This is a genomic window from Streptomyces sp. NPDC048521 (assembly GCF_043199855.1).
Lineage (GTDB): Bacteria > Actinomycetota > Actinomycetes > Streptomycetales > Streptomycetaceae > Streptomyces.
In genome coordinates this window covers 305,278-327,948 of record NZ_JBICWR010000012.1, presented here as the reverse complement: position 1 = coordinate 327,948, position 22,671 = coordinate 305,278, and the positions used below count along the sequence as shown (strand labels likewise).

Sequence of the window (22,671 nt, the reverse complement as noted above, 5' to 3'; positions counted from 1 at the left end):
GACGGCCACGCTCGCGATACCCGCATCCCGACAGGCCCGGGCCACGCGGACAGCGATTTCGCCACGGTTGGCGATGAGCACCTTGCGCACGATTGCGGCTCCTTGGTTCAAGTGGTCGGCACACCACGGGATGGACGGTCAGTCGATGCCTCGCACGATGTGGTCCTCGGCCTCCTGCTCGTCGTCGCCGGCGAGCAGGAGCGGGGGAGCGGGCTGTGCCACCACCTGCGGGACGTCGACGCGGGGACGGCCTTCGTGATCAAGGACAGGGTTCATCGCTCCTCCGTGCTCCTCCGGTTCGTCGTGTGAAGAATGTCTCGACCGACGTACCGCCGTGAAAAGTCGTCCCAGGACGGGTGGCTCGCATTCACGGGGTATGGGTATCGGCCGATGTCGCGCCGGGAAGATGGGTGCCGCGGGCCCGTTGAATTTTTGATGACGGGCGCACCTATTCCATGATGGTGCTCATCCTCTTCGCTCGGTGAGGGTCCGTCAAGGGCGTCCCCAAGAGGGCCTGATGACGCTCTTGAAGTAACCATCCGGCCCGAAACATGACCAGCGGAAGCATGGGTTCCCCTCGAGAAACCACCCACTTAGGTGGGACATCGGTGGACGATCTGGGCATCCTCACGGGCAAGGCAAGTCTCCGATTCAGCCAAACCGTCAGTTGCTCATTGAAATGGAAGCTCGGCGTCCTAAGACTGGTGACCTAAGACCGGTGGTGCGTTCACAAGAATCAGCAAGTGGCTGATAAGCGTCGAGTGGAATCGCCGCAATGTGATGCCGAAGGGGGGCGGTGCATCCATGTCCGTGTCGTTCGTTTTCCAGCAGGGCTCGGTTGTTTCCGAGTGTCCGCTCCGTGCTGCCAAATTCTGATTTCGGGCAACGATTTTCTCGCAGTTCAGGGTAGGAAAACGAGAGGTGAATGATGCGCGTGCTCTTTGTGACAGGCGACGGACATGACTCCTTATCCAGCGTGAGAACACTGCAGCGCTACGGGCACAAGATCCTCATGGCGCACTCGGCGCAGCAGGCGCTGGCCACGCACACGCAGGCGGATTTCATCATCCTCGACCTCGGGCTGGCCGATACGGACGGGCTGGAGGTCTGCCGGGCGATCCGCCAGGTCAGCGACACGCCCATGATGGCGGTGACCGAGCGGGGCGACGAACTCGAGCGGGTCCTCGGCCTGAAAGCGGGAGCGGACGACTGCGTCGACCGCGGCTGCGGCATCCATGAACTGGTGGCGCGGATCGAGGCCGTCACCCGGCGCAGCGGGGCGCGGCACCGGCCCTCCGGCAGCATCGCGTACGGGCCGCTGCGGATCGATCAGTCGTCCCGCGCGGCCTGGCTCGCCGGGAAGCCGATCAAGTTGACCCGCAAGGAGTTCGACCTGCTGCTCACGCTCGCCTCCCGGCCCGGTGTGGTACTCACCCGCAAGGAGTTGATGAACCACGTCTGGAACGACAGCTGGACCCGGGGACGGACGATCGACACGCATGTCAACAGCCTGCGGACCAAGCTGGGTTCGAACGACTGGATCGTGACCGTCCGGGGAGTGGGCTTCCGGTTCGGCGAGTGCGGTGTGGAGCCGCCCGACGGTCCGCAGCCCGCGAACGACACGGTGCAGGCCGGGCACCACCGGGCCGGTGCGCAGGTGGTGCCGCCGGCCCGGGTGGGCTGATCCCCATGTCCTACGATCCGGTGCGGCGGCCGCGTTCGGCCAGGGAGCGCTGGGCGTCGCCCGCGTGGTAGTACGTCCGGCCGGCCCGGCTGCGGCGGCGCCAGCCCTTCTCGCTCGCCAGCCGGTACACGGTGCCGCGGGGTGCCTGCCACAGTCGCGCTATGTCCGTCGCGGACAGCCACAACGAGGTGGCGGCCGCGGCGGCATGCAGCGCGTCGCCGTCCGCGTCCTGCGGTCCGGGCTCCTGGTCGGCGTCCTTGGGCAGCCACTCGTGCAGTTCCCAGCGATGGGCGGGCGTCGCGGTGCAGACCACCTCCGGTGGTGTCCCGGAGTCCCGTACGGACCGGGCCACCAGGGTGCCCCCGCATCCGGCCGTTCGGCATGCGCCGACCGGCAGGCTCCGCTCGGGCGGCGCGTCCACCACCCGGGCCGCCGCGCGCATCAGCCCCGCCACCTCCTCGGTGAGGTCGCCGACGGCCTCGTGGCCGGACAGCCAGTCCAGGTGACGCAACAGGAAGCCGGTGAGGGCGGGGACCTCGCGCCGTGGCGCGGCGGTACCGCGCTGCTCCGCCACCAGACCGCTCCACGAGGCGAGCACTCGGGTGATCGCCGTGCGCACCTCCACGGCCGCCGTGTTGAGCGGCATGCCGGGCATCGCCCGGCTGGACGTGCGCTCCTCCCAGCGCCGGGTCCGAGCTCCGTCGAGGACGCCTCCGCACTCCTCATATGCGCCGGGAAGCGCCACCAGTGAACGGGCCAGCCGCCCTGTGCAGTCGGCGCACAGCCGCCTTTTCGGCGCTTTGCCGGCGGTCCCGTCCGACGTTTCCCTCAGGTTTTTCACGCAGCGGACATCCGGGCAGCGCACCCGTTCTCCCGTCCCCCGCCCGGTGTTCGACTCCGGCATTCGTGACTCCTTTTCGACGGGTTTTCCGGCCCGCCGCAATGGTGCCCACCGAATCGCCGCCGGCTTTCGTCCCTGCGGGAAATATGACGGGGGCCGGCACGAGATTTTCCGTGCGCGGCACCGGGTTGTCGTCCAGTGCGGGAAAACCCCATGCGGTGTTGACGCACAGCGGTGACGCCGCTGACGGAAAATTGACAGTCGCGGGCGCGCCACCCGTCAGTGCGGGGAGCGGATCGAAACGGGGTCCGGCGGGGTGCTCAGTCGCCCGGGGTCAGCCGGTGGGCGAGGACCCGCTCGAGCAGGGCCGTCAGCTGCTCGCGCTCGCCGGGCTCCAGCGGGGCCAGGAGGCTGTCCTGCGCCTCCGCCAGGGCGTGCTCGATGCGGTGGAGCTGCCGTACGCCGGCCGGGGTGACGGTGATGGTGTTGCGCCGCCGGTCCGCGGCGTCCACGTCGCGCACCACCAGGCCGGCGCCGGCGAGCTCGTTGACCGCCTCCACGATGTAGCTGCGGTCGATCCCGCAGCGCCGGCCCAGCTCGGCCTGGCTGAGCGGGCCGAACTCGTCGAGCGACGCCAGGAGCGCGAAGTGGTACCGGCGGGCGTCCACGGACGCCAGTGCCCGGGAGACCAGACGGGCCGTGTGGGTGGCGATCTGTGTGACGAGCCAGCTGGGCGTGGCCCGCAGCCGGGCCGGAGCCTGGGAGATCGCCTTCATGGTCACCGCACCACCGTAGCAGGGGGTTCCGGGACATCTGTTGGCCAGACCCACGAATATGTTACGTTGGCCAGGTCAACGATTCGGATGCGTCGGCTGGTCGGTCCGTGTCGTCCGACCCGGCCGTCGCCCAGCCTGTTGGGAATGAGTTCATGATTCTGGTCACCGGCGCCACCGGTAACGTCGGTCGCAATGTCGTCCTGCAGTTGCTGGAGGCGGGCGAGACGGTCCGGGCCCTCACCCGCAACCCGGAGAAGGCCGCGCTTCCCGCCGAGGTGGACGTGGTCGCCGGGGACATCGCCGACCCCAGGAGCCTGCCGCCCGCTTTACAGGGCGTGGACCGGGCCTTCCTCTTCCCCGTCTTCGGGCAGCTGGGCGGATTCCTGGAGGTCGCCCAGGAATGCGGTGTGGAACACATCGCCATGCTGTCGTCGTCGACCATCGAATTCGACGAGCCGGGATTCATCGGCCAGGTGCACCTGGAATGCGAGAACGCGGTGACCGGATCCGGCATCCCGCGCACGTTCGTCCGGGCCGGTCTGTTCATGCTCAACGACCGTGGCTGGGCGCCGCAGATCCGGCAGACGGGTGTGGTGCGCACGGCGTACGGCACGGCCGCGGCGGCCCCCGTCGACGAGCGGGACATCGCCGCGGTCGCGACCGCCTCGCTGCTGGCACCGAAGGACGGCAGCGTCCACACCCTCACCGGCCCCGAGTCCCTGACCCAGATCGACCGCGTCCGCATCATCGGCGAGGTGCTCGGCAAGCCGGTGGCGTTCGAGGAGCTGTCCCGCGAGGCGGCCCTGAGCCACCTCGTCCAGCAGATGCCGCCGGACGCCGCCGAGTTCCTGCTGAACCAGCTCGCCTCCTGGCAGGGCGTCACCGCCGAGGTGCTGCCCACGGTCGAGCAGGTGACCGGCCGCCCCGCGCACACCTACCGGCAGTGGGTCGAGCACCACGTGGCCGACTTCTCCTGACGCACCCCTCGGAGGCCGGCTCTCCGACCATCCCGTGATACTTCCGACGGGGTGGTACACCGCGGGGATCCCGCGGTCGCCTCAGCCGACGGCCCGGTGCAGCAGGCACTCCTCCAGGAAGGCGAGCATCCTCAGGTGGTACGCCCGGGCGGCCCAGCCGAGGCTGATGTTGTGGCCCGCGTCCGGCTGCCGGTCGATACTGACGGACGCGTGGCGCAGCAGGGCGCCCAGCTCGGACAGCGCCTGCGGATCGTGCCGCCACCGCTGCTCGTGCTCGGCGAAGGTGAACCGGACCGGGACCCGCACGTCGGGAGCCAGCCGCTCCAGGGTCCCGGGCCAGGCGGGCAGTTCGGCCGCCTCGCGCGGAGGCATCGCGCCGATGAGGGACTGCGCCAGGGTGAAGGTGCGCGGAGGGTAGAGCCCCAGCGGCCCCCAGTTGTTGGCACGCAGCCGGCGCCGCCACAGCTCGGTCCCGGCCGCGTCCGGATCGTCGGCGAACCGGTGGCCGCAGCCCGACACCGCCAGCCCGGCCAGCGGCAGTTCGTGGTGCCGGGCCGCCAGGGTCAGCGCCACCTTGCCGCCGTAGGAGTGCGCGAGGACGAACAGGCGGGCCCCGGTGGGCCGGGAGCCGAGGAAACCGGCCAGTGCCCGGCTCAGCACGGCCGCCTGCTCCACCAGCGGCAGCCCCTCGGGCAGCTGCGCGGCCGAGCGGCCGTAGCCCGGCCGGTCCACGGCGAGTACGGTCAGGCCCAGCTCGGCGCCGAGGGTGAGCAGGGACAGGCCGGGCGCGGCGGTCTGGTGGAAGTAGCCGGCGCGCATGCCGCCGCCGGGCACGGCCACGACGACGGCGCGCGGCACCGGCCGGCGGGGCTCGGCCAGCAGAGCGGACAGCCGGAGCCCGCCGGACTCAAGGACGATCTCCCGCACCGGAACGGGGGATCGGGGCTGGGCAGCGGCAGGCGCCGACTGGCCGCGGACCCCGACGGACGGTGACGACATGGTCAGAAACCTCCTCGGACGACGGTGCGGATGGACACCCGCGGCGGGCCGACCCCTCTCACGCCGGCCGGGGCGCGGCGGACACCACGGGGGCGCGGGCCCCGTACGGGTAGGGGTGGCGGGCCCGGCCCTCCCGCAACACACGGCCCCACCAGTCCAGTTCGTCCAGGAGCAGCTCGGCCGCGGCCGTGCTGCCGACCGGGTCGGTGGGCCGGCCGTCGGCGTCGAAGAGCCGGCCCACGCCGTGGAAGCTGACCGCGTCCCGCACCGGCACCGCGTGCAACTCGCCGAAGACCTGCCGCAGTTGCTCGACCGCCCGCAGTCCGCCGGAGCGGCCGCCGTAGGAGACGAAGCCGACCGGCTTGGCCTGCCACTCACGGTCGTGCCAGTCGATCGCGGTCTTCAGTGTGGCCGGGAACGAACGGTTGTACTCGGGGGTGACCACGACGAACATGTCCGCGCGGTCCAGCCGCGGGGTCAGGCCCGCGAGGACCTGGCGGACCTCCGGGGGCGGCACCGTCACCGGCTCGGCGGGCAGGGGGTGCTCGGCGAGGTCGATGACGTCCGTCTCCAGTCCGTCACGCCGGCGCGCCGTCGCGGCGAACCAGCGGGCGACGGCCGTGCCGCTCCCTCCCGGCCTGCCGCTGCCGACCAGGACGGCCAGCCGCAAGGGGTCGTACCACATCATCAGCCTTTCCACGGCGGGGCGTGCGGGCGGGACGATCAGGTGAAGTCGGCGACGTGGTCGGCCGCCCACTCGGCGAAGCCGCGGGCGGGCCGGCCGAGGTACGGCTCGATAGGCGAGATCTCGTGCGGCCGGTCGACCAGGGCCGCGAACATGCGCAGCCGGGCCTCCACGGCGGCGGGCGGGATCCCCGCCTCGGCCATCTCCTTGCGCGTCTCGTCGTGGCTGATCTCCTCGAACCGCACCGGCTTGCCGATCGCCTCACCGATGAGCCGGGCCCGGTCCGCGTAGGTGATCGACTCCGGACCGCTGAACATCGGCTTGGCACCCAGCAGTTCGTCGGTGAGCAGGGCGCGGGCCGCCAGCTCGGCGATGTCCCGCTCGTGCACCGGCGCCGAGTGGGCCCGGGCGAACGGGCCGCGGGCCAGGCCGGTGGTACGGATCTGCTCGCTCCACTCCAGCGCGGTCACCGCCAGGCCACCGGCGGGCTGCAGGGCGGTCCACTCCAGGCCGGACTCCTCGATCTGCCGTTCCAGATCGCGGTGGCGCACGGCGATGGAGTTCTTCGGGTCGTCGTCGCGCGCCGAGTAGGAGGACAGGGCGACGATGCGCCGCACGCCGTTCTCCCGCGCCCGGCGGATCACCTCCGCGGGACCCTCGGGAAACGCGGCGAGCACGAAGAAGACCGCGTCGACGCCCTTCATGGGCAGCTCGTCCGTGCGGGCCACTTCCACCCCCTCGGGCAGCCGGGCCCGGTCGGGGTTCCGGGTCAGGGCGCGCACGCTCACCCCGGCCTTGACCAGGAGGTCGACAAGGGGGCGCCCGACGTGTCCGGTGGCGCCGGTGACCAGTATCACGGTTGTCTCCCAGTTGAGTTCGTCGGTGTCTGAGGTCGGTGCGGCCGCGGGCCCGCCGGGCGGCGTCAGCTCGTCAGGCCGCGCGTGTAGTCCAGGCCGGCGGGCTCGAACTGCACGACCGCGTGGCTGGCCACCGAGTGGACGTCCCGCCAGAACCGCTGCAGCGGGTGCCGGTCGTCCTGGGCGCGGGTGCCACCGGCCCGCAGCAGCAGGTCCACCGCCTCCACCAGCAGTTCCAGGGCGTGCGCCGCGTCACGGCGGCTGCGGCGGACGAGCACGGGGTTGAGCCGTCCGGTGTCGGCGACCTCGGCGACCCGGAGCAGCAGCAGCTGGGCCGCGTCGATCAGGCCGGCGGCGCGCGCGTACCCGATCTGATAGGCCTGTCCGGACGCCTCGCGCGGGCCGGTCGCCGGGACGGTGGTGGCGTGGGCGGCGGCCCGCAAAGCGCCCAGTGCCGCGCCGAGTGCCGGGGCCACGAAGGTCAGGCCGTTGACCGCCAGGGTGGGCGGCGGCGGAGTGGACACGCCGACCACGCGTCCCTTCATGGCGTCCTCCCGCAGGCAGGTGCGGTACTCCGGGACCAGGACGTCGTCGAGGACGAGGGTGTGGCTGCCGGTGCCCCGCATGCCGAGCGAGTGCCAGGTGTCCCGGAAGCCGAAGTCCGCGCGCGGCACCAGGAAGAACCGCGGCGGCTCGCCGCCCTTTCCGGGCGGGCCGGCGGGGGCGGGGCCGGCGAGCAGGGCCCAGTCGGCGTACTCGACACCGCTGACGAACGTCCACTCGCCGGACAGCCGCCAGCCGTCCCCGACCGGTACGGCCGTGCCGAGCGGCTTGTTGACCACGCACACCCGGGCGTCGGGGCCGTCCCCCCAGACCTCGGCCTGCGCCTTCTCGGGCAGGCAGGCGACGTACCGGGCGGCGAACGCGAACAGCGAGGCCAGCCAGGCGGTGGAGGCACACTCGGTGCCCAACGCGGCGACGGAGCGCACGAGTTCGGCGTAGCCGCGTGGCTCGCCGCCTCGCTCGCTCGGTACGAGCCAGCGGGCGAACCCGGCGGCGGTCAGAGCCTCGATCACCTCCGGCGCCACCCGCCGTCCGGAGTCGGCCGTACCGGCCTGCGCCGCGGCCAGCACCGCCGCGTCGCGCACCGGCGCAGGCGGCCAGGCGGCCAGGTCGGCGGGGGCCGGTTCGGGCCGCTCGGCCACCAGGTCGCGCCCCTCGGGGCTCTGCAGTGCCGCTGCGGTCTCGAAGGAGGTGAGGTGGACGACGGCACCGTCCGCGGAGTGCACCGTGGCGGGCCCGGAGCCGCGGTAGGAACTGCCCTCGCGTACGGCGTCGACGCTGACGCAGACGTATCCGGCCATACCGGTGACGGCCGGGTCGAGGGTCTCGGTGAAGGAGTATCGGAAGCCCCGGTCGGTCGGCCGCCAGGTGCCCCGGCCGCTGCTGAACGGGGTGACCAGGGTGACGGTCCCGTCGGGCAGGAAGGAGATCGTGAACGGGTCGGTCTGCCCGTCGTGGGTGGCCGTGCCGGTCCATACCCCGACGGGGGCCGAGGAACTGCCGAGGGCGGGGCCGGCGGGGTCGTGGATTCCTGTGGTCATGTGTCACCTTCCCTGGAAGAAGTACACGCGGTCATTTATGATCGGGCGTACATTTTTGTGCTCCCGCGTGGTCCGGGGGATTCCTCCGCCGGGGCCGGGAGCGGTCCCCAGCGCAAGAGTTGGAGGAGCCATGTCCGTGGACGACCGGCCCGTGGCCGCCGCCGAGGCGGCATCCGGGCAGCCGCGCGGACGCCAGGGCTTAGTCCTGGCCGTCCTCGCCACGGCACACGTCATGATCATTCTGGACAGCACGATCATGAACATCGCGCTGCCCAGCATCCAGCGCGATCTCGGCGTCAGCAGCGGTGCGCTGGCCTGGATCGTCACCGCGTACGCGCTGTCCTTCGGCGGTCTGCTGCTGATCGGCGGACGCGCCGGTGACATCTACGGCCGCCTGCGCGTGTTCCGCCTGGGCATCGTCGTCTTCACCCTGGCGTCCCTCGCCGGCGGCCTCGCGCCGAACGAGGGCCTGCTCATCGCCGCGCGCGCCGCCCAGGGACTCGGCGGCGCCCTTGTCTCCCCGGCCGTCGTCGCGCTGATCGCGGCCAACTTCCCCGAGGGACCCGCACGCAACCGGGCCATGGGCGTCTACGGTTCGATGAACGGCGTCGGCTCCACCCTCGGCCTGCTGCTCGGCGGAGTGCTCACCGCCTACCTGGACTGGCGCTGGGTGCTGCTCGTCAACGTGCCCGTCGGTGTCGCCGTCATCCAGGGCACCCGGCTGCTGCGCGACCCCGGCCGACACGCCGGCCGCCTCGACGTGCCCGGCGCGGTCACCGGCACGACCGGCCTGACCTCGCTGGTGTACGGGCTCACCCGGGCCGGCGAGAGCGGCTGGGCGGACCCGGTGGCCGTCGCCTCGCTCGCTGCCGCCGCCGCCCTGCTCGGCCTGTTCCTGGCGGTCCAGGCGCGCGGCGACCACCCGATGATGCCGCTTGGGCTGCTGCGCGACCGCAACCGCAGCGGCGGCTACGCCACGATGCTGCTCGTGGGCGCGGGCATGTTCGCGATGTACTACTTCCTCACCCTGTACATGCAACAGATCCTCGGCTTCTCCGCGATGCGCACCGGACTGGCCTATCTCCCGCTGAGCCTCGGCATGTTCGTCTCCGGCGGCTTCCTCGCCCCGCGCCTGGTGGGCCGGCTGTCCACCCGCGCCGTGACCGGGCCGGGGCTGGCGCTCAGTACGCTGGGCGTCCTGTGGTTCAGCACCCTGACGCCGGACTCGGCGTACCTCACCCACCTCGCCCCGGCGATGCTGATGACGTCGGTCGGACTCGGGCTGTGCTTCATGCCGCTGACGGTCCGTATCGTCAGCGGTGTCCCCCCGCAGGAGACCGGCGTCGCCGCCGGGGTCCTCACCACCGCGAGCCAGGTCGGGGGCGCCGTCGGGCTGGCCTTCCTGCCGGGGATCGCGACGACCACGGCCGACAACCGGCTGGCGGACGCGCCGGACACCCTGCTGCGAGCGCTCGCCACGCACGACCAGGGGCTGCTGGACCGGGCGGCCGACGCCCTCACCCACGGCTACGGCACCGCGTTCCGCACCGTCGCCGTCCTGTACGCCGTGGCCCTGGTGACCGTGGTGGCCGCGGTCACGGCCAGGGGACCGCGGGCCGCCCGGCCGGAACAGCCCGCCCGGCCGGAACAGCCCGCCCGGCCGGAACAGCCCGCCCGGCCGGAACAGCCCGCCCGGCCGGACGCCCGCGCGTAGGCGACCGCGGCAGCATCACCCAGCAACCATTCCCGCAAGGAGGCAGCGCAGTGATCCCCAGCGTCGACGAAACGCCGCGGCACAGGCCGGCGGCGAGCACCCCGGTGGTCGTGCCGCGGCCCGACGGCAAGGGTGAACGGACGCGGCACCGCATCCTCCTCGCCGCCCGCCGTGTCTTCGGCGAGTACGGCTACGAGCGGGCGACCATCCGCCTGATCGCGGAGACCGCGGGCGCGCACAAGTCGTCCGTGATGCAGTACTTCGGCACCAAGGAACAGCTGTTCAGAGAGGCGGTCCACTTCGAGATCCCGATCGACGAGCTGACCACGCCCGACCCGGTGAGCAGCGCCGAGAACTACCTGCGCACGATGCTGGGCCGGTGGGCGGACGGTCCGGACAGCCCGATGGCGGTCCTGGCCCGCACCAGCATGACCAGTGAGATGGCTGCGGAGGAACTGCGCCGCCTGGTCACCGACCAGTCCACCGAGGCCATCGCCCAGCACATCGGTCTGCCCGATGCGCGGGTCAGAGCGGGCCTCTTCTCGGTGATCATGTTCGGCATCGCCAGCGGACGCTATCTGCTGCGCATCCCCGACGTCAGCGAGCCGGACCTGGAGGACATCGTCCGGGTGGCCGCACCGGTGATCCGGACCCTGATCGCCGGCGAGAGCGGGCCGACGGGGCCGAGCGGGGCAACGGAGCAGCAACTGCCCGAGCAGAGCTGAGGTGCGGTCGGGCCCGCGGCCCGGGTACGGTCGCGGGCCCCGCCTCTGGGTATGGCTGCGGGCCGCGCCCTGGGCACGGTCGCGGGCCGCGCCCCGGCGCGCGGTCAGGCCCGCCCGCCCTGGAACCTCGGTGCCTTACCGGGGAGGACGGGCCCACGAAGCCCGTCACCCCCGCGCCGTCGCCCGGCCGCGCGCACCTTCGCGCCGTCGCCGGGCCGCTCGTCTTCACCGAGCCGTCGCCGTGCCGCTCGTCATCCCCGTGCCGTCACCCGTTCGCTCGTCGCGCCGAGCTCCGCCAGCCGGTCCAGTGCCGCCCGCCAGGTGCGCCAGCAGTCCTGGCGCTCGGCGGGGAGCATGGAGATCACCTCGCTGCGGCCGGACCGGACGGCCGGGTGCCGGCGCGCCGGGGCGGACAGGGAGATGCCCGGCCCCGTCTCCACCAGCGTGTGGTCGCCGGAGTCCAGCAGCTTCGACAGAGCTTCCCAGTACAGCACCGGCTCGGCCATCTGCCCGGCCCAGAACGCCGGGTCCACGGCCTCGCGCGCGGTGACGGCCCGACCGGTGCGCGCCGAGCGGATCGGCACCCGCGGCGGCCGCAGCGGCTCGGCGGCCACCGCCTCCTCGAAGGCGAGCGCCGCCTCCCGCAGCACCGGCGAGTGCCACGGCTCGGTCGCCCGCACCCGCCGGGCCACCAGACCGGCGGCGCGCAGCGTCTCCTCGGTCCGCACCAGGGACTGCTCGGGCCCGGCCAGGATCGTCTGCGCGGGCGCGTTGACCGCGCCGACGGCGACGCCGCGGTGCGCACCCTCCGCATCGAGCCAGGGCCGTATCCGCTCCGGCGCGGCGGCGACGGCCAGCATGCCGCCGGCGGGCGCGGCGGACAGCGACCGCGAGCGGGCCACGAGGATGCGGGCCGCGCTCGGCAGGTCGAAGACACCGGCCAGAGCCGCCGCGGCCAGCTCGCCGATGCTGTGCCCGAGGAACACCGCGGGGCGCACACCCAGCTCCTGGAGAACCCGGCCGACGCCGTATCCGATGGCGAACAGCAGCGGCTGGGCCCTCCGCCCGTCGTCCACGGACAGGGCCGGCGCGTCAGCGAGCCAGTCCTCGCGGATCGCCGCGCCCTGCGGGCCCATCAGGTCCAGGACCTCGTCCACGGCGACGCGGAACCGGGGTTCTCGTTGGTACAGCGGTACCGCCATGCGCGGGTACTGCGCCCCCTGACCGGGGAGCAGCAGCGCGACGGGGCGTTCGGCCATGGGGGTCTCCGTCACAGGTCTGAGGACAAAAGCGAAGGGTTACGGGGAAGAGGGGGCCGCAGAGGTGGCACGGGCGGCCTTCAGTGCCGCCAGCTGCGCGGCGAACCGAACGCGGTGCGCCGCTCGGGCCGCTGCCAGCGGACGGCGGGCGGCTGTGCGTGCCCCTGCGGCCCGTCCGCGCCGGCCAGCGCCAGCAGCAGGACGAGGACCGCGGCGATCTCCTCCTCGGCGGCGTGCCCGCGCTCGACGCGCAGGACGTCCCCGACGGCCGTCGACATCGTGAACTCCTCTCGTGGGCAGGCCCCGTAGGACCCGCAGGCTGGTGAGACGCGTGTGCGGGCGGTGCACAGCGCACCGTGTCTCCGCGCCGATCGGGGGCGCGGACGCCGGATCTCCGTGTCGGGGGACGCGGACCACGCCGGATCTCCGCGCCGATCGGGGGCGCGGACCGCGCGTGTGGTGCGTTCGGTGCCGACGGCGCCGAATCACCCTGTGGTGCCGGATCTTCCTGTGGTGCCGGCGGTGCTCACTGCGGCGGGTTGCCGTGCTTGCGGTGCGGCAGTTCGGCGTGCTTCGTGCGCAGCATGTGCAGCGAGCCGATCAGGATCCGGCGGGTCTCGGACGGGTCGATCACCTCGTCGATCAGCCCGCGCTCGGCGGCGTAGTACGGGTGCATCAGCTCGGCCCGGTACTCCTTGACCCGGCGGGCGCGGACCGCCTCCGGGTCGTCCGCCTCGGCGATCTGGCGGCGGAAGATGACGTTGGCCGCGCCCTCCGCGCCCATCACCGCGATCTCGTTGGTCGGCCACGCGTAGGTGAGGTCCGCCCCGATGGACTGGGAGTCCATCACGATGTAGGCGCCCCCGTAGGCCTTGCGCAGCACCAGGGAGATCCGGGGCGTGGTCGCGTTGCAGTACGCGTACAGGAGTTTGGCGCCGTGCCGGATGATGCCGCCGTGCTCCTGGTCGACGCCCGGCAGGAAGCCCGGGACGTCCAGCAGCGTGACGATCGGGATGTTGAAGGCGTCGCACAGCTGCACGAACCGCGCGGCCTTCTCGGACGCATGGATGTCCAGGACGCCCGCCAGCACCTGCGGCTGGTTCGCGACGATTCCCACGACCTGGCCGTCCAGCCGGGCCAGCGCGCAGATGATGTTGCGCGCCCAGCGGTCGTGGACCTCCAGGAGTTCCCCGTCGTCGACGATCTCCTCGATCACCGCCCGCATGTCGTACGGCCGGTTGCCGTCCTCCGGGACCAGCTCGAGCAACGCGTCGGTGAGCCGCTCGGACGAGTCCGACGACACGGTCACCGGGGGCAGTTCGCGGTTGTTGGACGGCAGCAGGGACAGCAGATAGCGCACCTCGGCCAGGCAGGTCTCCTCGTCGTCGTGGACGAAGTGGGCGACCCCGGAGGTCCCGCCGTGCACATCGGCGCCGCCCAGCCCGTCGTGACTGATGTCCTCGCCCGTCACGGCCTTGACCACGTCCGGGCCGGTGATGAACATCTGCGACGTGCCCCGCACCATGAAGACGAAGTCCGTCAGCGCGGGGGAGTAGGCGGCGCCGCCCGCGCACGGGCCGAGCATCACGCTGATCTGCGGGATGACCCCGCTCGCCCGGGTGTTGCGCTGGAAGATGCCGCCGTAACCGGCGAGCGCCGAGACACCCTCCTGGATGCGCGCGCCGGCCCCGTCGTTCAGGGAGACCAGCGGCGCCCCGGCCGCGATGGCCATGTCCATGATCTTGTGGATCTTGGTGGCGTGGGCCTCGCCCAGCGCGCCGCCGAAGATCCGGAAGTCATGGGCGTAGACGAAGACCGTACGGCCGTCCACCGTGCCCCAGCCGGTGATGACACCGTCGGTGTACGGCTTCTTCGCCTCCAGCCCGAACCCGGTCGCCCGGTGCCGGCGCAGCGACTCGACCTCGTGGAACGACCCCTTGTCCAGCAGGAGATCGATCCGCTCGCGAGCGGTCAGCTTGCCCTTGGCCCGCTGCGCCTCGGTGGCCCGCTCGCTCGGCCCGCGCAGCACCTGTTCCCGCAGTGCGTGCAGTTCCGCCACCCTGGCGAACATCAGGCCGCTCCTTCGGACGCCGCCCGCGCCGCCCGTACCAGGGCGTTCACGGTCGTCTTCATCTGCTGCGCGTCCGTGGTGCGCAGCGTCTCCACACCGGGCACGATCCGCGTGCACAGTCCACCGAGCGCCTTGCCCTGGCCCACCTCGACGAACCGGTCCACCCCGGCGGCCGACATGTGCCGCACCGCGTCCGTCCACAGCACCCGCCCGGTGAGCTGGGCCTGCAGGAACTCCCGCGCCTCGGTGCCGCTGCCGACCAGGGCTCCGCCCGTGCCCGAGTACAGCGGGACCGCGGGGTCGCAGAACTCCACCTCCGCCAGCACCGCGGCGAACTCCGGGGCCACCCGACCCATCAGGCTGCAGTGCGCCGGGCCGCCGATCCGCAGGACGACGACCCGGTCGGCGCCCGCCGTGCCCACCAGTTGCACGAGCCGGTCGACACCCGCCACCTGGCCGGAGACGACCACCTGTGTGGGGTCGTTGTGGTTCGCGATCTCCACCACGCAGGCCGTCTCCTCGGCCGCCTGGGCGCACAGCTCCTCCACCTGAGGAAGCGTCAGACCGAGCACGGCCGCCATCCGGCCCGGCACGGACTCGGTCACCGACGCCATCAGCTCGCCACGCACGCGCACCACGCGCAGCGCGTCCTTCCAGTCCAGCACGCCCGCGCAGACCAGCGCGGCGAACTCGCCCAGGCTGTGCCCGGCCACCGCGTCCGGCGCGGCCCCGTGCGACCGCAGCACATCGAGCGCGGCCACGCTCGTCAGCAGCATGGCCGGCTGGGTGATGCGCATGTCGGCCAGCGCCTCGGCCGGGCCCTCGAAGCACAGCGTGGAGATCGGCATGCCGAGCAGTTCGTCGGCGGGCGCGTAGTAGGTGTCGATCAGATACGGCCACTGCTTGGCGAGGTCGAGTCCCATGCCGACCCGCTGCGAGCCCTGACCCGGGAAAACGAAAGCGGTCCTGCCCATGCTGGGCCCTCCCTGGTGAACGTGTCGGTTGAGCGTGGGCCGGCCGGGGTCACAGGAGCGTGCCGCCGGTGGCGTCGATGAAGGCGCCCGTGATCCAGCGCGAGGCGTCGGAGGCGAGGAAGGCGACCACGTCCGCGATGTCCGACGGCTCGCCCACCCGGTTGAACGCCGACAACTGGGCCATGAACTGCACGGCCTGCGGGTTGTCGAAGATCTCGCCGCCGTTGTTCGTCACGCCGGGCGCCACGCTGTTGACGGTGATGCCGCGCCCGGCCAGGTGCTTGGCGTAGTGCCGGGCCAGGGTCTCGACGGCGCCCTTGGTCATCGCGTACGCGATCTCCTCGGGGTTGGCGAACCGGGTGAGCCCCGAGGTGACGTTGATGATCCGGCCGCCGTCGCGCAGGGTGTGCAGCGCCCGCTGGATGATGAAGAACGGCGCCTTGGCGTTGACCGCCACGAGCCGGTCGAAGAGTTCCGGTGTGGTGTCCTCCGGGGGGACGCCGCCCATGATCCCGGCGTTGTTGACGACGATGTCCAGCTCGACACCGCCGGTGTGCTCCTTCAGCCCTTCCTCGACCCCGTCGAAGAGGGCGTCCACGTCACCGGCCGCCCCGAGGGTCGCGCGGACCGCGAAGGCGCGGCCGCCGGTGGCCCGGATGCCGGTCACGGTGTCCTGCGCCGCCTCCTTGTTCCGGGCGTAGTGCACCACGACCAGCGCGCCCTCGGCGGCCAGCCGCTCGGCGACGGCCCGGCCGATGCCGCGGCTTGACCCGGTCACCAGGGCCGTCTTGTTCTCCAGCGTTCCCATCTTCTGCCTCCTGGGGAATGGGTCGGGTGCCGATGTGCCGGCCGGGCCGGCAGCCGTGCGCCCGGCCGGGCGAGCGGTCTGCGCGCCGCCCGGTGCCGTACGTCCCGCCACGCGGGCCACGGTGCCCCGTGCGCGGGGCGCGCCGAACCAGCGGCGCAGCGCGTCGAGGGCGGCCGCGGGGCCCTCCTCGAGCGCCCAGGCGATGTGTCCGTCGGGCCGCACCAGGAGGGCGCCGAGCCGGGCCGGTTCGCTGTCCGGGGCCGCGGTGCCCACGACGACCCGGACCCGGTCGGCCCACAGCGCGGCCTGTGCGCGCAGCTCCGCGTGGCCGGGCGCGTCGGGGTCGGTGTCGATCAGCAGACCGGAGCCCGAGCGCAGCAGTTCGGCCGTCGAGGCGGCCGCGCCCGGCCCGGTGACCAGCTCCGCCGGTGCCAGCCGGGCTCCGGACCAGGGTCTGCCGGACGGCCCGGCGCAGCGCAGGTCCACGCCGCTGATACGGCCCGCGAGGTGCCGTACGGCACTGTCGTGGCGCAGCAGTTCGGCGAGGACGGCGCGCAGGTCGGTCACCTCGCCGCCGCCGAGCAGGACCGCCGACTGTGCCGCGATGTTGTCGAGGACCTGCCGCCCGATGGCGTGCCGCTCCTCGTGGTACGTGTCGAGCAGCCCGGCGGGCGCCCGCCCGGCCACCTCGGCGGCGAGCTTCCAGCCCAGGTTCGCCGCGTCCTGCAGGCCCAGGTTGAGGGCCTGGCCGCCGACGGGCATCTGGACGTGCGCGGCGTCCCCGGCGAGCAGGACCCGGCCGACGCGGTAGCGGTCGGCCTGCCGCCGGGCGTCGCCGAACGCGTTCAGCCACAGCGGGGTGCCGGCGCCGATGTCCTCGCCGGTGACCTCCCGCCACACGGCGGCGACCTCGGCGAACTCGGGGTCGGCGGAGCGCCGCACGGCGGGTCTGCCGAACCGGTGCACCATGACCCGGGTCACGCCGTCCGGCCGGCGGCCCGCGATGGCCAGCCCGTCCGGGAACCGTTCGAAGCGGCGGTCCGGGATGTCGATCCCGGCCACGTCCGCGCGCAGCAGCTCCCGGGTGGCGTCGACGCCGGGGAACGCGAAGCCGGCCAGCCGCCGCACCGCGCTGTCCTCGCCGTCGCAGCCGACCAGGTAGGCGGAGCCGATCCGCAGCGTGCGCCCTTCGGCGGTGCGCACGGTGGCCAGCACCCGGTCGCCGTCCTGCACCAGCCCGACCAGCTCGTGCCCGGACCTGACATCGGCGCCCAGCCCGGTCGCCCACTCCAGGAGGACCTCGCGGGTGCGGGTCTGGGGCACCTTCCACTGGCCGGCGTACGGGCTGTCGACGCCGCCCAGGTCCATGGGGATGCCGCCGAAGTGGCCCCGCGGGTCCCGCGGCGGGGTCGGGCCGATGCGGTCCAGCAGGCCGCGCTGGTCGAACAGTTCCATCGTCCGGGCGTGCAGGGTGGTGGCCCGGGACTCCCGGGACGGCTCGGTCAGCCGCTCCAGGACCACGACGTCGGCGCCGCCCAGCCGCAGTTCGCCGGCGAGCAGCAGCCCGACCGGCCCCGCGCCCACCACGACGACCTGGGTGTCCCACGGCGCGTTCGCAGGTGTCGTGCCGTTCACTTCCGTCCTCCGTTCAGCGCCGCCGGGCGTCGGTTCCCGCCGGTCGCGTCGGCGGCACCGGACTCCCGGCGGGCCGCGTGGTCCAGGGCCTCGCGCCACGTGGCGCGGGCCCGGAGCAACTGCCGGTACCGGGCCACCTCGCCGCGCCGGTCGACGGCCAGCACGCCGGTGAGCCGGTCGCCCGTGCCGAGCAGGGCGACGAAACGGCGTGTGGCGGGGTCCCCGACGATCTCGGTGCGCTCGGCCCGGGGGACTCCCAGGAACTGGATGCGCACCCCGTACCAGTCGGACCAGAAGTACGGCACCGTCGCGCACTCCCGGCGCTCCGGGCCCACCGCGTTGCGGGCGGCGAGGGCGCCCTGCTCGGCCGCGTTCGTCCAGTGCTCCAGGCGCATGGACCGGTCGAACAGGGGGTTGTGCCAGCGCAGCACGTCGCCGGCCGCGTACACGCCGGGCACGCCGGTGGCGAGGTCGCTGCCGCACACCACGCCGTCGTCCAGTACGACTCCGCTGCCGCGCAGCCACTCGACGGCCGGATCCGCGCCGATCCCGACGACGACCAGGTCGGCCGGGAGCACGGTGCCATCGCGCAGCACCACCCGCTCCACCCGCCCGGCACCCTCGAACCGCTCCACGACGGCCCCGCATCGCAGCCGGCTGCCCGCCTCGGTGTGCAACCCCGCCAGCAGGCCGCCGAGTTCGGCGCCGACCGAGCGGACCAGCGGTGAACGCTCCGCATCCAGCAGCGTCACCTCGGCACCGAGCGCCCGGGCAGCCGAGGCCACCTCGGCCCCGACGAACCCGGCGCCCACCACGACGACCCGGCGGGCCGTGCGCAGCTCGCGGCGCAGGGCCCGGGCGTCGTCCACCGTGCGCAGTGTGTGCACCCCGGCGGGCGGCACGGGCCCGGGCAGTCGCCGGGCGCGTACCCCGGTGGCGATGACCAGCCGGTCGTACGGCACCGTGGTGTCGCCGACACGGACGGTGCGGGCGGCGGCGTCCAGCTCCGTGGCGGGGGAGCCGAGCAGCAGTCGTACGCCCAGCTCTCCGGCGTAGGACGACGGTTCACGGTAGTGCGGGACCGGCGGCTCGGCGGCCTGCGGATCGGCGAGGAAGGACTTGGAGAGCACCGTGCGGTCGTAGGGCAGGTGCGGTTCGGCACCGATCAGGGTCAGCTCGCCGGCGAACCCGGCCTGCCGCGCGGCCTCCGCGGCCCGCAGCCCGGCCAGCGACGCGCCCACCACGACCAGCCGGCGGGGCACGCTCACCGCGCGCCCCGCGCTGCCAGCGTGCGCAGCACGCGCAGCGCGAACGGCGGGCGCAGCAGCGCCGTGCCCGGATCCACCAGGGACAGCACCCGGATCAGGGCGTGGCTGATGGCCGCGTCCCGTGACGCGGCCCGCTGCACGAGGCCGATGTAGGCCTGGGTGAACCGGGTGCGCGGCGAGCGCCGGCCGGGCACGCCGGGGAACCGCAGGTCGTTGACGGCGTTGGTGTCCCACACCGGCCCGACCGCCCGCCGGGCCAGGTCCCGCAAGTACGGCAGCGGCGCCGGGTGGCCGCCGCGGCGCAGGTGCGCGCGCAACACCTCGGCACCCAGCGCGGCCACCGTCATGCCCTGGGCGTAGACGGGGTTGAAGCTGCACACCCCGTCCCCGGTGACGAGCAGCCGGTCCGGGAACCGCGCCATGCGCTCGTAGCGCCGTCGCGTGCTCACCGGGAAACGATGGGCGACCGGGTCGTCGAGCGGTTCGGCGAGCTGCGTCACCTCGTGCAGGTCCGGCACCGGCAGCGACTTCAGGTACGCCTCGAACTCGGCGGGGTCGGTGGGCGGGACGTCGCCCAGAATGCCGTTGACCGTCACCTGGATCCGCCCGTCCTCGATGTGCGCGCAGATCCCGCCCCGGGGATTGTCCGGGGACGCGACCACCACGACCGCCCGACCGTGGTGCTCGACGCCCGGCCGCAGCCGGTACTGGCGGGTGGCGTAGCCCACGCCGATCTCCAACCGGTCGGTGGCGACCTCCGGATAGCCCAGCTCGGTCAGCCACACCGGCGTGCGGCTGCCGCGGCCCATGGCGTCGACCACGAGATCGGCGGAGAACTCCCGCTCACTGCCGTCCGTGCGGCGGCGCACCACCGCTCCGGTGACCCGGCGCCGGTCGGGTGTGACCGTCAGCCCGGTGACCTCGTGGCCGTCGGCGATCACCACCCCCGGCAGCGCCCGGACCCGGTCCCGGATGTACGCCTCCAGGAACGGCCGGCTGGCCGCCAGCGTCACCAGGTCGCTGCGGGTCTTGCGCAGCGACAGGGTGCCGAAGTACCAGTCGCCGCCGGCGACCGTGTCGTTGACCCGGGCCCCGGCCGCGGTCATCCCGTCGGTCAGACCGGGGAACAGCGACTCCAGGATCTGCAGTCCCCGCGCCTGCAGGCCGTGGATCTGCCGGCCCTGGGGAACGCCCCGGCGGGCCGCGGTACCCTCCAGCACGTCGCGGTCGACCACGGTCACCCGCGCGTACCGGTCGGACAGCACCCGCGCGCTCAGCAGCCCCGCGATGCTCCCGCCCAGGACCAGCGCGTGGTCACCGGTGTGCGGTGTCATCACCCTCACCTCCTCACTTTCCGTGCCGCCTCGTCGGCGTCCGTCCCGGTCACTCACTCCGGCTGCGCAGCGCGCCGATCGGGCACACCCGTACGGCACTCGCGGCGGCCGACTCCTGCTCTGCCGGTACGTCCGCGGCGGTGTCGAACAGGACGTCGAGATCCCCCTGGTCGTCCAGCCGGAACAGCTCCGGCGCCGCCTCCTCGCACAGGCCGTGGCCCTCGCACCGGGCCAGGTCGACGGACAGCTTCATGCCTCAGTGCTCCTAGTCGTCGATGCCTCGTTGACGCGCACGCGGTCAGGCGTGCAGAACCACGGGGAGGGACTCGATGCCCCGGATGGTGTTGTGCAGCCGCCACACCGGACGGCCGACCTCGATCCGCCGCACCTTGCGCAGCAGCGCGTCCAGCAGCGAGTGGCCCTCCAGGCGGGACAGGGCCTGGCCCACGCAGCCGTGGATGCCGTGCCCGAAGCCGAGGTGCTCGGCCGCGTCGGGCCGGGTGATGTCGAAGGTCTCCGGGGACTGCCAGTGCCGTTCGTCCCGGTTGGCCGACCCGTACAGCAGCAGCACCCGGGTGCCCGCGGACAGCGGGACACCGCCCAGCTCACGGTCGACGGTGAGCAGCCGGGTGAAACCGCGCAGCGGCGACTCCAGACGGACCACCTCGTTGAAGGCGTTCGACGCCAACGTCGGCTCGGCGCGCAGCAGTTCCCATTGTCCGGAGTGGGCGCCGAACAACCACAGCATGCTCGCCAGCGCGCTGACGGAGGTGTCCATCGAGGGCGCGAGGAAGTCGCCGAGCAGGGCGGGCAGCAACTGGTCGGCGATCTTCCCTTCCTGCGCGTCGGCGACCAGCTGGGCACCCCAGGTGCCCGGCCGCAGATTGCCCGGCACGGACATGCGGTGCAGGAACTCGCCCATCTCCTGCAGGAGCGGGAAACCCGCCATGGTCCGCTCGTTGAGCGGGCCGAAGGCGTTGAAGCCGGCCGAGGCCCAGTCGAGGAGCCGCTCGCGGCCCTCGTCCACCGGCCAGCCCAGCAGGTCCGGCACGATCGCCAGCGGGAAGGCCTGCCCGAAGTCCCGCACCGCGTCGAACTCGCCGCGGGCGATCAGCTCGTCCACGAGCCGGTCCGCCCAGTCCTCGACGTAGGCGTGCACCTCGCGCAGCGCCTTCGGCGTCAGATGCCGGGCGACCAGACCGCGCACCATGTCGTGGTAGGGCGGGTCGCTGGTGAGGCTGCTGCCGTGCTGTGCCTTGTTGAGCTGTTCGGTGATGCCGACGCCCTCACCGGAGATGAACGCCTCGTGGTCGTGGAGGGCGTCGTAGACCTCCTGGTAGCGGGCGACGGCGAACACCTGGTACTGGTCCAGGCGCACCACCGGACCCAGGTCGCGCAGGGCCCGGTAGGGGCCGTACGGGTCGCGGATCGACTCGTCGCTGTACGGGTCGATGTCGGAACGGGGGATGTCAGTGGTCAGCACGGGGACTCCTCGGGTCTCGGGTGCGGGACGGTCAGCGGCGGCCCTCGGCGTACGCCTTGGCGTGGCCGAGGGTGGCGCGGCTGTTGCCGCTGAGCGCCGAGCGCACGAACTCCTGGGCCTGGGCGAGACCGGCCTCCGGGCCCAGGACGGCGGCGATGTTGGCCGGGTTGACGGCGACCGTGTGCTGGGAGGTGGCCTTCACGCCGGCGTCGTTCTCCTCCAGCAGCCAGTAGCCGGTGTGCAGGGTCATCAGCGCGGGCAGCACCGACTGCTTGTAGACCATGCGGTGGTGCGGGAAGCACACCCGGACCGACTTGGTGGTGTGCGTGGAACCGTCCTTGGTGCGGGTGTCCATCTCCAGCGTCTGCAGACCCGGCGACGGCTCCTCCAGCCGTACGGCGGCCACGTGCGGCAGCCGCTCGGTCCACAGCCCGGCCTCGTTGAGGAAGTCGTACACGTCCTTGGCCGATCCGGCGATCTGCACGCTGTCCTCGAACGACACCAGGGTGTCGCCGGCGGTGACCAGCTCCAGGCTCGTCCTCAGCGCCCCTAGTTCGGAGCGCGAGTTGCGGTCCACGGCCTCGTCGATCCAGGCCAGGCCGGCCGGATCGTCGTCGACGGCCCGGTAGTCGTGCAGCAGCCGGATGCGCGAGGTGGTCTCCGACAACGGCTCGACGATCCAGCTGCCGCCCATGGCGGCCACCGGCGGCGCCGAGACCTCCTGGCGGAAGTCGATCCGCAGCTCGTCGGGCCGGACCGTCCGGCGTGACGTCCAGTTCTTGGGCTCGCCGTTGGCGGTGGCCCAGATGCGGATGCGTTCCTCGGCGCCGTCACGCTCGATCGTCTCGGCGTGCACGGTCGGCGGGAAGACCTGCGGCCAGGTCTCGACCTGCGACAGGAACCGGTAGACGGCACCTGCTTCGGCGAGCACGGTGACCTCGTGCTCGACCGTCTTCGGGGACTGCTGCGCCATGGAT

The 22,671-nt window shown here is 73.0% G+C and carries 22 protein-coding genes; 4 read left to right on the top strand and 18 right to left on the bottom strand.

Features of this window, described 5'->3' with window-relative positions:
- Both ACGFRF_RS27280 and ACGFRF_RS27275 read right to left on the bottom strand, forming a co-directional pair.
- Positions 1-90, bottom strand: a 90-nt coding sequence (locus ACGFRF_RS27280; RefSeq protein WP_308427085.1) for a biotin carboxylase N-terminal domain-containing protein, incomplete at its 3' end; no start/stop codon positions are given.
- A gap of 48 nt (positions 91-138) precedes the next feature.
- Positions 139-276 carry a hypothetical protein gene (locus tag ACGFRF_RS27275; RefSeq protein WP_393744255.1) on the bottom strand — a complete coding sequence of 46 codons (138 nt, stop codon included), beginning with the start codon at positions 274-276 and terminating at the stop codon, positions 139-141.
- Between the two features lie 649 nt (positions 277-925).
- Here ACGFRF_RS27275 and ACGFRF_RS27270 point away from each other — a divergent pair.
- A complete protein-coding gene (locus ACGFRF_RS27270) occupies positions 926-1,684 on the top strand; it encodes a response regulator transcription factor (protein WP_393744253.1) in 759 nt (252 codons plus the stop codon).
- Between the two features lie 10 nt (positions 1,685-1,694).
- Here ACGFRF_RS27270 and ACGFRF_RS27265 read toward each other — a convergent pair whose 3' ends face one another.
- Both ACGFRF_RS27265 and ACGFRF_RS27260 read right to left on the bottom strand, forming a co-directional pair.
- Positions 1,695-2,330 (bottom strand): hypothetical protein, encoded by a 636-nt coding sequence (locus ACGFRF_RS27265; protein ID WP_393744251.1) that lies wholly within the window; start codon positions 2,328-2,330, stop codon positions 1,695-1,697.
- Positions 2,331-2,845: 515 nt separating this feature from the next.
- Positions 2,846-3,301 (bottom strand): MarR family winged helix-turn-helix transcriptional regulator, encoded by a 456-nt coding sequence (locus tag ACGFRF_RS27260; RefSeq protein WP_393744288.1) that lies wholly within the window; start codon positions 3,299-3,301, stop codon positions 2,846-2,848.
- A gap of 152 nt (positions 3,302-3,453) precedes the next feature.
- Between ACGFRF_RS27260 and ACGFRF_RS27255 the strand changes: the two genes are divergently transcribed.
- Positions 3,454-4,278: an NmrA family NAD(P)-binding protein gene (locus ACGFRF_RS27255; protein WP_393744249.1), complete on the top strand. Its 825-nt coding sequence runs from the start codon at positions 3,454-3,456 to the stop codon at positions 4,276-4,278.
- Between the two features lie 81 nt (positions 4,279-4,359).
- Here ACGFRF_RS27255 and ACGFRF_RS27250 read toward each other — a convergent pair whose 3' ends face one another.
- The 4 genes from ACGFRF_RS27250 to ACGFRF_RS27235 form a co-directional block, all read right to left on the bottom strand.
- A complete protein-coding gene (locus tag ACGFRF_RS27250; RefSeq protein ID WP_393744247.1) occupies positions 4,360-5,277 on the bottom strand; it encodes an alpha/beta hydrolase in 918 nt (305 codons plus the stop codon).
- Positions 5,278-5,335: 58 nt separating this feature from the next.
- Complete coding sequence (locus ACGFRF_RS27245; RefSeq protein WP_393744245.1) at positions 5,336-5,965, bottom strand: NADPH-dependent FMN reductase; 630 nt, start codon at positions 5,963-5,965, stop codon at positions 5,336-5,338.
- A gap of 35 nt (positions 5,966-6,000) precedes the next feature.
- Positions 6,001-6,819, bottom strand: a complete 819-nt coding sequence (locus ACGFRF_RS27240) for an SDR family oxidoreductase (RefSeq protein ID WP_393744243.1) — start codon at positions 6,817-6,819, stop codon at positions 6,001-6,003.
- A gap of 65 nt (positions 6,820-6,884) precedes the next feature.
- On the bottom strand, positions 6,885-8,423 hold the full coding sequence (locus tag ACGFRF_RS27235) for an acyl-CoA dehydrogenase family protein (protein WP_393744241.1): 1,539 nt from the start codon (positions 8,421-8,423) through the stop codon (positions 6,885-6,887).
- Positions 8,424-8,553: 130 nt separating this feature from the next.
- Between ACGFRF_RS27235 and ACGFRF_RS27230 the strand changes: the two genes are divergently transcribed.
- Positions 8,554-10,137 (top strand): MFS transporter, encoded by a 1,584-nt coding sequence (locus tag ACGFRF_RS27230; RefSeq protein ID WP_393744239.1) that lies wholly within the window; start codon positions 8,554-8,556, stop codon positions 10,135-10,137.
- 50 nt (positions 10,138-10,187) lie between these two features.
- Positions 10,188-10,862 carry a TetR family transcriptional regulator gene (locus tag ACGFRF_RS27225; protein ID WP_393744238.1) on the top strand — a complete coding sequence of 225 codons (675 nt, stop codon included), beginning with the start codon at positions 10,188-10,190 and terminating at the stop codon, positions 10,860-10,862.
- 251 nt (positions 10,863-11,113) lie between these two features.
- On the opposite strand, the gene ACGFRF_RS27220 is transcribed toward ACGFRF_RS27225, so the two are convergent.
- The 10 genes from ACGFRF_RS27220 to ACGFRF_RS27175 all read right to left on the bottom strand — a co-directional run bounded on the left by ACGFRF_RS27220 (position 11,114) and on the right by ACGFRF_RS27175 (position 22,667).
- Complete coding sequence (locus ACGFRF_RS27220) at positions 11,114-12,121, bottom strand: acyltransferase domain-containing protein (RefSeq protein ID WP_393744236.1); 1,008 nt, start codon at positions 12,119-12,121, stop codon at positions 11,114-11,116.
- A gap of 80 nt (positions 12,122-12,201) precedes the next feature.
- Positions 12,202-12,399 (bottom strand): acyl-CoA carboxylase epsilon subunit, encoded by a 198-nt coding sequence (locus tag ACGFRF_RS27215; protein ID WP_393744234.1) that lies wholly within the window; start codon positions 12,397-12,399, stop codon positions 12,202-12,204.
- A 248-nt stretch (positions 12,400-12,647) separates the two neighbouring features.
- Positions 12,648-14,192 carry an acyl-CoA carboxylase subunit beta gene (locus ACGFRF_RS27210; protein WP_393744232.1) on the bottom strand — a complete coding sequence of 515 codons (1,545 nt, stop codon included), beginning with the start codon at positions 14,190-14,192 and terminating at the stop codon, positions 12,648-12,650.
- Positions 14,192-15,166: an ACP S-malonyltransferase gene (fabD, locus tag ACGFRF_RS27205; protein WP_393744230.1), complete on the bottom strand. Its 975-nt coding sequence runs from the start codon at positions 15,164-15,166 to the stop codon at positions 14,192-14,194. The genes ACGFRF_RS27210 and fabD overlap by 1 nt, the downstream gene beginning before the upstream one ends.
- Positions 15,167-15,215: 49 nt before the next feature.
- Positions 15,216-17,609, bottom strand: a complete 2,394-nt coding sequence (locus ACGFRF_RS27200; protein WP_393744228.1) for an SDR family oxidoreductase — start codon at positions 17,607-17,609, stop codon at positions 15,216-15,218.
- Entirely contained in the window at positions 17,606-18,877 is a 1,272-nt protein-coding gene (locus ACGFRF_RS27195; RefSeq protein WP_393744226.1) for an NAD(P)/FAD-dependent oxidoreductase, read from the bottom strand. Before ACGFRF_RS27195 ends, ACGFRF_RS27200 begins: the two co-directional genes overlap by 4 nt.
- A complete protein-coding gene (locus tag ACGFRF_RS27190; RefSeq protein ID WP_393744224.1) occupies positions 18,874-20,211 on the bottom strand; it encodes an FAD-dependent oxidoreductase in 1,338 nt (445 codons plus the stop codon). Before ACGFRF_RS27190 ends, ACGFRF_RS27195 begins: the two co-directional genes overlap by 4 nt.
- 49 nt (positions 20,212-20,260) lie before the next feature.
- Positions 20,261-20,464 carry a ferredoxin gene (locus ACGFRF_RS27185; protein WP_393744222.1) on the bottom strand — a complete coding sequence of 68 codons (204 nt, stop codon included), beginning with the start codon at positions 20,462-20,464 and terminating at the stop codon, positions 20,261-20,263.
- A gap of 45 nt (positions 20,465-20,509) precedes the next feature.
- Entirely contained in the window at positions 20,510-21,694 is a 1,185-nt protein-coding gene (locus ACGFRF_RS27180; RefSeq protein ID WP_393744220.1) for a cytochrome P450, read from the bottom strand.
- A 31-nt stretch (positions 21,695-21,725) separates the two neighbouring features.
- A complete protein-coding gene (locus tag ACGFRF_RS27175) occupies positions 21,726-22,667 on the bottom strand; it encodes an aromatase/cyclase (RefSeq protein WP_393744218.1) in 942 nt (313 codons plus the stop codon).
- Positions 22,668-22,671: the final 4 nt, after the last annotated feature.